Annotated in this window: 8 protein-coding genes and 1 pseudogene; 1 reads left to right on the forward strand and 8 read right to left on the reverse strand. The window is 68.9% G+C overall.

The features are described 5' to 3' along the window. Nucleotides 1-44 precede the first annotated feature (44 nt). The 8 genes from ABZ880_RS38375 to ABZ880_RS38410 form a co-directional block, all read right to left on the reverse strand. Nucleotides 45-1,346, reverse strand: a complete 1,302-nt coding sequence (locus tag ABZ880_RS38375; protein ID WP_361273094.1) for an alpha/beta fold hydrolase — start codon at nucleotides 1,344-1,346, stop codon at nucleotides 45-47. Nucleotides 1,347-1,447: 101 nt separating this feature from the next. Next, nucleotides 1,448-2,473, reverse strand: a complete 1,026-nt coding sequence (locus ABZ880_RS38380; RefSeq protein ID WP_361273097.1) for a LacI family DNA-binding transcriptional regulator — start codon at nucleotides 2,471-2,473, stop codon at nucleotides 1,448-1,450. Between the two features lie 79 nt (nucleotides 2,474-2,552). Beyond that, nucleotides 2,553-3,965: a BNR repeat-containing protein gene (locus tag ABZ880_RS38385; protein ID WP_361273100.1), complete on the reverse strand. Its 1,413-nt coding sequence runs from the start codon at nucleotides 3,963-3,965 to the stop codon at nucleotides 2,553-2,555. Nucleotides 3,966-3,995: 30 nt separating this feature from the next. After that, nucleotides 3,996-4,316, reverse strand: a complete 321-nt coding sequence (locus tag ABZ880_RS38390; protein ID WP_361273101.1) for an L-rhamnose mutarotase — start codon at nucleotides 4,314-4,316, stop codon at nucleotides 3,996-3,998. Between the two features lie 17 nt (nucleotides 4,317-4,333). After that, entirely contained in the window at nucleotides 4,334-5,413 is a 1,080-nt protein-coding gene (gene rhaS, locus ABZ880_RS38395; RefSeq protein ID WP_361273103.1) for a rhamnose ABC transporter substrate-binding protein, read from the reverse strand. Between the two features lie 125 nt (nucleotides 5,414-5,538). After that, nucleotides 5,539-6,513, reverse strand: a complete 975-nt coding sequence (locus ABZ880_RS38400; protein WP_361273106.1) for an ABC transporter permease — start codon at nucleotides 6,511-6,513, stop codon at nucleotides 5,539-5,541. Next, nucleotides 6,506-7,591: an ABC transporter permease gene (locus tag ABZ880_RS38405; protein WP_361273109.1), complete on the reverse strand. Its 1,086-nt coding sequence runs from the start codon at nucleotides 7,589-7,591 to the stop codon at nucleotides 6,506-6,508. The genes ABZ880_RS38400 and ABZ880_RS38405 overlap by 8 nt, the downstream gene beginning before the upstream one ends. Continuing rightward, nucleotides 7,588-9,105, reverse strand: a complete 1,518-nt coding sequence (locus tag ABZ880_RS38410; protein WP_361273111.1) for a sugar ABC transporter ATP-binding protein — start codon at nucleotides 9,103-9,105, stop codon at nucleotides 7,588-7,590. Before ABZ880_RS38410 ends, ABZ880_RS38405 begins: the two co-directional genes overlap by 4 nt. Before the next feature lie 271 nt (nucleotides 9,106-9,376). Between ABZ880_RS38410 and ABZ880_RS38415 the strand changes: the two are divergent. Then, nucleotides 9,377-9,731, forward strand: a pseudogene (locus ABZ880_RS38415) (rhamnose isomerase); the annotation flags it as partial.

Genomic DNA, 9,731 nt, shown 5'->3' on the forward strand with positions numbered 1-9,731 from the left:
GGTCGCAGACTAGCCCGTGACAGTGACATCACTCCCGGTGAATCTCACGCCTCGTCACGTGTCAGTGCCAGCAGCCGGTCCAGTACCCGCGGTCCGCCCGCCCTGACTCCGTCGTGCTCGAACTCGTCGGTCACCCAGGTGCGCAGGCCGCGGATGGTGCGGGCCGTCTCGAGGGCGTGGGTCGTGTCGACGTACATGTCGTCGTGGTAGACGGCCGCGGCCACCGGGACCTTGTTGGTGGCGAGGCGGGCGGGGTCGTAGAGGGGCTGCCAGTCGGTGCGGGCGGCGAGGAGTTCGGCGGTTTCGCGCAGGGGGCGCAGGGCCGGGTCGCAGTCGAACATCCAGGGGTGGATCGACTCGCCTGTGAAGAGGAGGGGGCCGTCGCCCGTGAGGGTCTTCGCGGCGTCGAACTGCGGGTATTCGGCGCGAACGCGTTCGGCCGACCAGGCGGTGGGGCGTTCGTCCTGGCCGTAGGTCGCCTCGTGGACGAGGGCGTAGAGGGGGTGGCTCGCGTACGACAGCAGGCCCTGGGCCTGCTCCTGGAACGCGTCGGAGAGTGCCGTGCCCTGCGGGGTGCGGACGAAGGCGTCCTCCAGGAGGTAGTGCAGGCGGTGGCTGCCCTCGCTGCCGCCGAGGACGATGCCGAGGGACTGGAAGGCCTCGACGGTGAGGCGGTAGCCGTTCGGCAGGGTCACCTCGTGGCTGAGGAGGTGGTCGGCGATACGGCGGGCGCGCTCGATGTCCTGCGGGTAGCGCGCGTAGTGCGCGGCGACCTTGCGTTCGATACGGGGGTAGGCGGCGCGGTAGACCTCGTCGGCGTGCGCGTCGAGGGACGGCAGCCCGCCGGTGATCACGGCCGCGGTCAGGCCCTCGGGCGCGCGGGAGAGGTAGTTCACGGTGCAGAAGCCGCCGAAGCTCTGGCCGAGGACGGTCCAGCGGGCGCCGCCGGTGACCCGGTCGCGGATCGCCTCGCAGTCGCGGACGATGGCGTCGGCCCGGAAGTGCGCGAGGTAGTCGGCCTGTTCGGCGGGGCCGCCGCGCAGCGGGAGGGTCTGGCGGTTGGCGGGGGTGGAGTGGCCGGTGCCGCGCTGGTCGAGGAGGAGGACGCGGTACTCCTTGAGGGCGCGGCCGAGCCAGGACTGCTTGCCCACGAAGCGGTTGGCGCCGAAGCCGGGGCCGCCCTGGAGGTAGACCAGCCACGGCAGGTTCTGGTGCGCCTTGTCGCCGGCGACGACCTCGCGGGCGTAGAGCTCGATCGTCTCCCCCGCCGGGTCGTCGTGGTCGAGGGGAACGGTGAAGCGGCGGTCGGTGAGGACGACACCGGGCTGACGGTACGTGGCAGTCAACAGGTCTCCTGGGACGGACGGATTTCGGGCCGCATCCCACTTCACCACATGTTCGTCCGGCGGCGGACCCCCGGGATCATGAAAACTTACTGACCGTCCGATCAGCGGGCGGCCAGGCTGGAGCGGCGTACGACCAGCTCCGGCTGGAGGACGACACGCCGGTGTTCGTGGCGTTTCGTTCCGGTCTCCGCCTCCGTCTCCTCCAGCAGGAGCTCGGCGGCCAGGGCGCCCATGGTGACGGCGGGCTGGCGGACCGACGTGAGCGGGACGGCGGCGGCCGCCGCGAACTCGATGTCGTCGTAGCCGACGATGGCGAGGTCGTCGGGGACTCCCACACCGGCCGCGTACATGGCCTGCAGGACCCCGAGGGCGAGGAGGTCGTTGGCGCAGAAGACCGCGGTGGGGCGCTCGGCGAGGCCGAGGAGACGGGCGCCGGCGTCGCGTCCGGCGGCCACGTCGAGCCGCTCGGTGGGCAGTTCACGCAGGCAGTCCGGTCCGAGGCCGGCCTCGGCGAGGGCGTTCAGGGCGCCGGTACGGCGGTCGCGGACCTGGTTGAGGCCGGGCGGGCCGCTGACGTACGCGATGGTCCGGTGGCCGGCGTCGACGAGGTGGCGCACGGCCAGGGCGCCGCCCGCCACGTCGTCGACGGAGACGGAGCACTCGGTGGTGCCCTCGGCGACCCGGTCGACGAGGACGAAGGGGATGTTGTGGCGGCGGAACGTCTCGATGTTCCGGCCGGAGGCGTCGGTGGGCGTGAGCAGCACGCCGCGCACCCGCTGCTCGGCGAAGAGCGACAGGTAGTCGGCTTCCTCGCCGGCGCTCTGGGCGCTGTTGCAGACCATCACGCCGAGTCCGGCATCCCGCGCGGCACGCTCGGCACCGCGCGCGACGTCGACGAAGAACGGGTTGCCCATGTCCAGGACGAGCAGCCCCATGATCCGGCTGCGGCCCGCGCGCAGTTGGCGCGCGGACTCGCTGCGGACGTAGCCGAGCCGGTCTATGGCGGACTGCACCCGCGCCCGGGTCTCGGTGGCGACCGTGTCCGGACGGTTGATCACGTTCGACACCGTGCCGACGGAGACTCCGGCGGCGCGGGCGACGTCCTTGATACCCACCGACTGGGACATCAGGCAGGGACCTCCAGGGGGACACGGGACGGCCGGAAGGCCTTCACAGTACCGTCAACATCGGACGCATCATGCCCGGTCACGCGGGCAGTGCGAAGTCCACGACGTGGAGCGCCGAGGGGGTCGTACCGCTCGACTTCTCCTGGTACATGAACGACAGGACGTTGTCCGCCTTCACCCGCAGCTCGTCGATCACGACCTCGCCGAAGGCGTTGAGATCGCTGCCGTCGTACAGCAGCGTCCAGTCGGTGTACCCGGAGGACTTGGAGGCGCCGGCGATGCGGCCGTAGGGGAAGATCGCGTACGCGTTGTCGTACTTGTCCAGGACCAGTTTGGTGCGCTGGCTGGAGTTGAGTGCGACGGGGATCTCCGTCTTGGTCCAGGTGCCGGAGGAGTTCTTGCGGAGGTGGAAGGCGCGGCCGTTGGCGGTGCGGTCGCTGACGTAGTTGGTGGTGCACTGGCCGAAGCGGCCGGGGACGTAGCTGATGATCGCGTGCGGGAGGCCGGACGAGTCGGTGCCCTGGCTCTCCTGGTTCATCAGCGAGTGGTCGGGGTTGAGCGAGTCGACGACCAGGCCGCTGTCCGTGACGGCCACGGTGTCGGAGCTGCCGGTCGTCCCTACGACGGTGCCCGCGTCGTTGCGCCAGGTGCGGCCGCGGTCGGTCGAGTAGGCGTAGCCGGTGTCGTGGTTGGTGATGCCGCCGCTGTTGCACATCACGGCGGCGTTCTGCTCGCGCCAGGTGAAGAAGGAGTGCAGCCGGCCGTTGACGTCGTAGTCGATGCCGTGCAGGTACATGTTGCGGGCGGTCGAGGAGCCGTGCGAGCTGGTGTACGTCCCTGTGGAGCTGGACCACTCCCCGAGGGCCGTCCAGCTGGAACCGTCGTACTCGGCAAGGGCGTTGCGGCCGTTGCCGGAGATCCCGACCCGGTAGCTGAGCTGCAACTTGCCCTCGGGGGTCGAGACGAACTGCGGGTAGGTGAACTGGGAGGTGAGTGCCAGCCCGTCCAGCGAGGTCTGCACCGAGCCGAAGACCGACGAAGTCCAGGACGTGGACGCCGCGTTGTCGAGGAGTGCGGCGATCGACTTCACGTAGCAGTAGCCGTCGCTGTGGGAGTCCATGTTGATGTGGAGGCGGCCGTCGACCTTGGAGACGCCCATGGAGATGACGTTGTGCGAGTCGCTGGACTTGAGCTTGTGGGACAGGGTGACCGTCGACCAGCTCGAGCCGCCGAGCACACGGCGGGCGATGACGGCGTTGCCGGTCGAGGTGTACCAGGCGGCGTACTGGTAGCCCTTGTAGGTCAACAGGCCGTTCTTCTGGAACGAGTTGTTGTTGACCAGACCGTCGTAGGAGACGAAGAAGATGGCCTGACCGTCGAGTTGGGTCGTGCTCTTCTTGCTGACGGACGGGCCGGGGTCGGCGGCCCGTGCGATGCCCGGCGTTGCCACGGCCGCAAGTATGGCGGTCGCGAGCACGGTACGTCTTCTCATGGGGGCTCCGGGGGGACGGATACGGGGGTGTCAGGCGAGGTGGAACACTTCGGTGAGCGGTTTCATGGCCTCGTCGGGCCGGGCGCCGTCCAGCGACTCGAAGAACGGGCCCATCTCCGCCTGCCAGCGGGCGTTGACGTCGGTGGCTTCCATACCGGCGAGTGCGGCTTCGAAGTCCTCGGTCTCCAGGTAGCCCACGAGCAGGCCGTCGTCGCGCAGGAAGAGCGAGTAGTTGCGCCAGCCGGTGGCGGAGAGCGCTTGAAGCATCTCCGGCCACACGGCGGCATGGCGTTCGCGGTACTCGGCGAGCCGGTCCTCGCGGACCTTGAGAAGGAAACAGACGCGCTGCATGGAGTACCGCCCCCCGACTAGAAGTTGAACTGGTCGATGTTCTTCGCGTTGAACACGGTCGGCTTGCCCAGGTTGATCACGCCGTCCTTGCCGATCGTGTACTCGGTGCCGCCGGCCTTGAAGGTCTCGCCCTCCTTGCCGGTGATCTGACCGGAGACCAGCGCGACGGCGGTGCGGGCGGCGAGGTCGCCGAGCTTGGCCGGGTCCCACAGCTCGAAGGCGTCGACGGTGCCGTTCTTGACGTACTTGCGCATGTCGTTGGGGGTGCCGAGGCCGGTCAGCTTGACCTTGCCCTTGTACTTGGAGCCGGACAGGTACTGGGCGGCGGCCTTGATGCCGACGGTGGTCGGGGAGATGATCCCCTTCAGGTTCGGGTACTCCTGGAGCAGGCCCTGGGTCTGCTGGAAGGACTGCTGGGCGTCGTCGTTGCCGAAGGCGGTCTTGACCAGCTTGATGTTCTTGTACTTGGGGTCCTTCAGCTCGTCCTTCATGTAGCCGATCCAGGTGTTCTGGTTCGTGGCCGTCTGGGCGGCGGACAGGATCGCGATCTCGCCCTTGTAGCCGATCTGCTCGGCGAGCAGCTGGACTTCGGTGCGGCCGAGGTCCTCGGCGCTGGCCTGCGAGACGAAGGCGTTGCGGCAGTCGGCCTTGGTGTCGGAGTCGTAGGTGACGACCTTGATGCCGTTCTTCATGGCCTGCTTGAGCGCGGTGCACAGGGCGCCCGGGTCCTGCGCGGAGACGGCCATCGCGTTCACCTGCTGCTGGGTGAGCGTGTTGACGTAGGAGACCTGCCCGGCGGTGTCGGTGGCGCTGGAGGGGCCGACCTCCTTGTACTTGTTGCCCAGTTCGGTGAGCGCCTTCTCGCCGCCCTTGTCGGCGGAGGTGAAGTACGGGTTGTTGACCTGCTTGGGCAGGAACCCGACGGTCAGCCCCTTCTTGAGGGCAGCGTTCGGGTTCGCCTTCCCGGCGGAGGCGGCCGAGGCGCTGTCGTCCTTGACGTCGTTCTTGGTGGTGCCACCGCAGGCGGTCGCGGCGAGAGCGAGCGATGAAACGGCGGCGAGCGCCACACAAGCACGGCGGAGGGATGGCTTACGCATGGCATGGGGTCCTTTGCTACGAGGGTGAGCGACAGCGCCCCGACAGGGGCGCGGGACTGTGTTGAATTTGCGGTTTCACCGCGGGGGCGCGACCGGCCGGATCCGGCCCGCAGCCGACAAACGACCTATCCGGCGGAGCGAGCCGCCCTCGCGATGGAAATCTGACGTGCGACCCGGGGACCGAGCACCGAGACGACGAGCAACACACCGGTGACGACGATCTGCGACTGTGCCGAGACATTGAGCAGACTCATGACGTTCTGCAGCGCACCGAGCAGGAACACCCCGGCGATGGCGCCACCGAGCGTCCCCTTGCCGCCGTCGAAGTCGATACCGCCGAGCAACACCGCGGCGACGACGGAGAGTTCGAGTCCCGTCGCGTTGTCGTAGCGGGCGCTGGCGTAGTGCAGCGCCCAGAAGATCCCGGTGAGCGAGGCCATCAGCCCCGTCACCGTGAACAGGATCAACTTGTGTCGCTTGACCCGGATCCCGGCGAACCGCGCCGCCTCCTCGTTCGCACCGATCGCGAACAACGACCGCCCGAACGGGGTGGCATGCAGGACCACGACGGCGATGGCGAGCAGCACGAGGAAGGGGAGGAAGGCCTGCGGAAGGAAGGTGTCCCCCATCCGCCCCGCCGCGAAGTCCAGGTACTGCGTGGGGAAGTCGGTCACCGCGTTGGAGCCGAGCACGATCTGTGCGATACCCCGGTAGGCGGCCAGCGTGCCGATGGTGACGGCGAGGGAGGGCAGCCCGAGCCGGGTGACCAGCAGGCCGTTGATCAGCCCGCAGACGACGCCCAGCAGCAGGCAGATCGGGATGATCGTCTCGATCGCCATGCCGTCGTTCCACAGCTTGCCCATGACCGCGCCGGACAGGCCGGCGGTGGAGGCGACGGACAGGTCGATCTCGCCGGCGACGACGAGCAGCGTCATCGGGAGGGCGATCAGGGCGATCGGCAGGGTGTTGCCGATGAGGAAGGACAGGTTGAGGGCGTTGCCGAAGCCGTCGACCGTAGTGAACGACAGCAGCAGAAGGACGACCAGGAGCGCGCCGACGACCGTGTCCCAGCGGACCGCGCGCGTCAAGGACTCAGGCATGGCGGGCGTTCCCCTTCTTCGGGGCCGAGTTCTTCACAGCCGAGTTCTTCGCGGCCGATTTCTTCAGGGCGGCAGCCACTCGCAGTGCGACGATCCGGTCGACCGCGATGGCGAGGATGAGCAGGATGCCGTTGATGGCCAGCACCCACACGGAGCTGACGCCGAGGGCGGGCAGCACGCTGTTGATGGACGTCAGCAGCAGGGCGCCGAGAGCAGCGCCGTACACGCTCCCGGAGCCGCCGGTGAAGACGACGCCGCCGACCACGACCGCGCTGACCACGGTGAGTTCGTAGCCGGTGCCGGTCCCGGAGTCGACGTTGCCGAAGCGGGCCAGGTACATCGCACCGGCGAGTCCGGCGAGGCCGCCGCAGAAGGTGTACGCGGCCAAGATCCGCTTGCGGACGGGGATGCCGGCGAGCCGGGCGGCCTCCGGGTTGGAGCCGAGCGCGTACAGCTCCCGGCCGCTGCCGAAGTGTTTGAGGTAGTACGCCGTGGCCACCAGCACCGCCAGCGCGATCAGCGCCAGCCACGGTACGGCGGAGATGCCGCCGGAGCCGAAGTCCACGAAGCTGCCGGGGAGATCGGCCGCGGTGATCTGGCGGGAGCCGACCCAGATGGAGTCGATGCCGCGGATGATGTACAGCGTGCCGAGGGTGACGACGAGGGCGGGCACCTGGCCGAGGCTGACGAGCAGGCCGTTGAGCAGACCGAAGCCGATGCCCATGAGCACGGCCAGGAAGACGGCGACGACCGCGTTCCCGCCGCCGTGCAGATAGTCGCCGGCGGCGAAGGCGGTGATGCCGAGGGTCGAGCCGACGGACAGGTCGACGTTCCGCGTGATCACCACCAGGGACTGGCCGGTGGCGACCAGCACCAGGATCGTCGCGTTGAGGAGCAGGTCCTTGATGCCCTGCTCGGAGAGGAACTCGCTGTTGCCCGCCTGCGTGATGCCGATCATCACCAGGAAGACGACCAGGATGGCGAGTTCGCGCATCTTGAAGACGCGGTCGACGAGCCGGGTGCCGCTGGACCTGGGCACCTCGGCGACGGGGGTTTCGTCGGTAGTGGTCACCGTCATGCGGCGGCCCTCCCGGTGGCTGCGGCCATCACGGTTTCCTCGGTGGCTTCGGCGCGTGGGATCTCGGCGGTGAGGCGGCCCTCGTGCATGACGAGCACGCGGTCGGCCATGCCGAGAATCTCGGGCAGGTCGGAGGAGATCATCAGGACGGCCACGCCGTCGGCGGCCAACTCGCTGAGCAGCCGGTGCACTTCGGCCTTGGTGCCGACGTCGATGCCGCGGGTCGGCTCGTCGACGATCAGGACCCTCGGGCCGGTGGCGAGCCACTTGGCGAGGACCACCTTCTGCTGGTTGCCACCGGACAGGGTGTTCACCGTGTCGGCGATCCGGGCGTACTTGACCTGGAGCTTGACGGCCCAGTCGAGGGAGCGGCTGCGTTCGGCGCCGCGGTCCATCAGTCCGGCCCTGACGGTCGTACGCAGTCCGGTGAGGCCGATGTTGCGCTCGATGGACATGCCCATCACCAGGCCCTGGGCGCGGCGGTCCTCGGGGACGAGGGCCAGCCCGGCGGCCATGGCGGTGGACGGGGCGCCGTTGGTGAGCCTGCGCCCCTGGACCTCGACCTCGCCGGCGTCCCAGCGGTCGATGCCGAAGACGGCCCGGGCAACCTCCGTACGGCCGGCGCCGACGAGCCCGGCGAGGCCGACGATCTCCCCGTGCCGTACGTCGAAGGAGACATCGGTGAAGACGCCCTCGCGGGTCAACCGCCGTACGTTCAGGGCGACTTGGCCCGGCTTGACGTCCTGCTTGGGATACAGCTCGTCCAGGTCGCGGCCGACCATGCGCCGTACGAGATCGTCCTCGGTCATGCCCTCGATCGGCTCGCTGGAGATCCAGGCGCCGTCGCGCAGGGTGGTCACCCGCTGGCAGATCTCGAAGATTTCCTCCAGCCGGTGCGAGATGAACAGCACCGCGGCGCCCTGTTCGCGCAGTGCGCGTACGACGCCGAAGAGGCGGGCGACCTCGCTGCCGGTGAGGGCGGCCGTCGGCTCGTCCATGATCAGTACGCGGGCCTCGAAGGAGAGGGCCTTGGCGATCTCGACGATCTGCTGGTCGGCGATGGACAGGCCGCGGGCCGGGCGGTCGGGGTCGAGCTCGACGCCCAGGCGCTGCATCAGGGCCAGGGTCGCTTCATGGGTGGCCCTGTGGTCGATACGGCCGAGGGCGCGCCGGGGCTGGCGGCCCATGAAGATGTTCTCGGCGATCGAAAGGTCGGGGAAGAGTGTGGGTTCCTGGTAGATGACGGCGATGCCGGCGTCGCGGGCGTCGCCGGGCCCGTGGAAGACGACGGGCTCACCGTCGAGCAGCACCCGGCCGGCGTCCGGCCGGTGCACACCGGCAAGGGTCTTGATCAGGGTCGACTTGCCCGCGCCGTTCTCCCCGGCGAGCGCGTGCACCTCGCCGGGGAACAGCTCCAGGGAAACGTCCCGCAGGGCGCGCACCGCGCCGAAGGACTTCGAGATGTCCTCGAGCGCCAGCACCGGGGCCGGACCCGTGTCGGACGGGTGGGTCATGAAGGGCTCCTCGACGACGCCGACCAGAGGCTCACGACGTCGTGAAAGGTTTCAACTTGGTTGCCGGGACGTTAGGCGCGGCGGCCATGTCACGTCAATGGGTGGGCCCCGAAAAAGTTTCGAGAACCCTTCGAGAGCCAAAGGTCACGGTCAGGCCACGGGCAACAGGGTTTGCCGGAACGCTTGACACCCCTACGGGGAGCTCTAAGCTTCCCGTCCTGAATCGATTCATCCATATGCCCTTCCGGCCCGACGTCACAGGAGCCCTGAAGTGACCGAGCTCGCCGCGGTGAAGACCGCGCTGAAGACCCAGGCAGTCGAGACGCCGTCATGGGCGTACGGGAACTCGGGGACCCGGTTCAAGGTGTTCGCCCAGCAGGGCGTTCCCCGTACACCGCGGGAGAAGCTGGCCGATGCGGCACAGGTGCATGCGGTCACCGGCGTGGCGCCGACGGTTGCGCTGCACATTCCGTGGGACAAGGTGGACGACTACGGGGCGCTGGCGAAGTTCGCCGAGGATCATGGCCTGAGGCTCGGGGCGATCAACTCGAACACGTTCCAGGACGACGACTACAGGCTGGGCAGCATCTGCCATCCGGATGCGGCGGTGCGGCGCAAGGCGCTGG

This window comes from Streptomyces sp. NPDC047043 (assembly GCF_040644055.1).
In the GTDB taxonomy this organism is placed as follows: domain Bacteria; phylum Actinomycetota; class Actinomycetes; order Streptomycetales; family Streptomycetaceae; genus Streptomyces.

What these genes read in the sequence shown, in the direction of transcription:
- ABZ880_RS38380 (WP_361273097.1), bottom strand. Translation starts at nt 2,473, where the DNA reads ATGTCCCAGTCGGTGGGTATCAAGGACGTCGCCCGCGCCGCCGGAGTC.
- ABZ880_RS38385 (WP_361273100.1), bottom strand. Translation starts at nt 3,965, where the DNA reads ATGAGAAGACGTACCGTGCTCGCGACCGCCATACTTGCGGCCGTGGCA.
- ABZ880_RS38390 (WP_361273101.1), bottom strand. Translation starts at nt 4,316, where the DNA reads ATGCAGCGCGTCTGTTTCCTTCTCAAGGTCCGCGAGGACCGGCTCGCC.
- rhaS (WP_361273103.1), bottom strand. Translation starts at nt 5,413, where the DNA reads ATGCGTAAGCCATCCCTCCGCCGTGCTTGTGTGGCGCTCGCCGCCGTT.
- ABZ880_RS38400 (WP_361273106.1), bottom strand. Translation starts at nt 6,513, where the DNA reads ATGCCTGAGTCCTTGACGCGCGCGGTCCGCTGGGACACGGTCGTCGGC.
- ABZ880_RS38405 (WP_361273109.1), bottom strand. Translation starts at nt 7,591, where the DNA reads ATGACGGTGACCACTACCGACGAAACCCCCGTCGCCGAGGTGCCCAGG.
- ABZ880_RS38410 (WP_361273111.1), bottom strand. Translation starts at nt 9,105, where the DNA reads ATGACCCACCCGTCCGACACGGGTCCGGCCCCGGTGCTGGCGCTCGAG.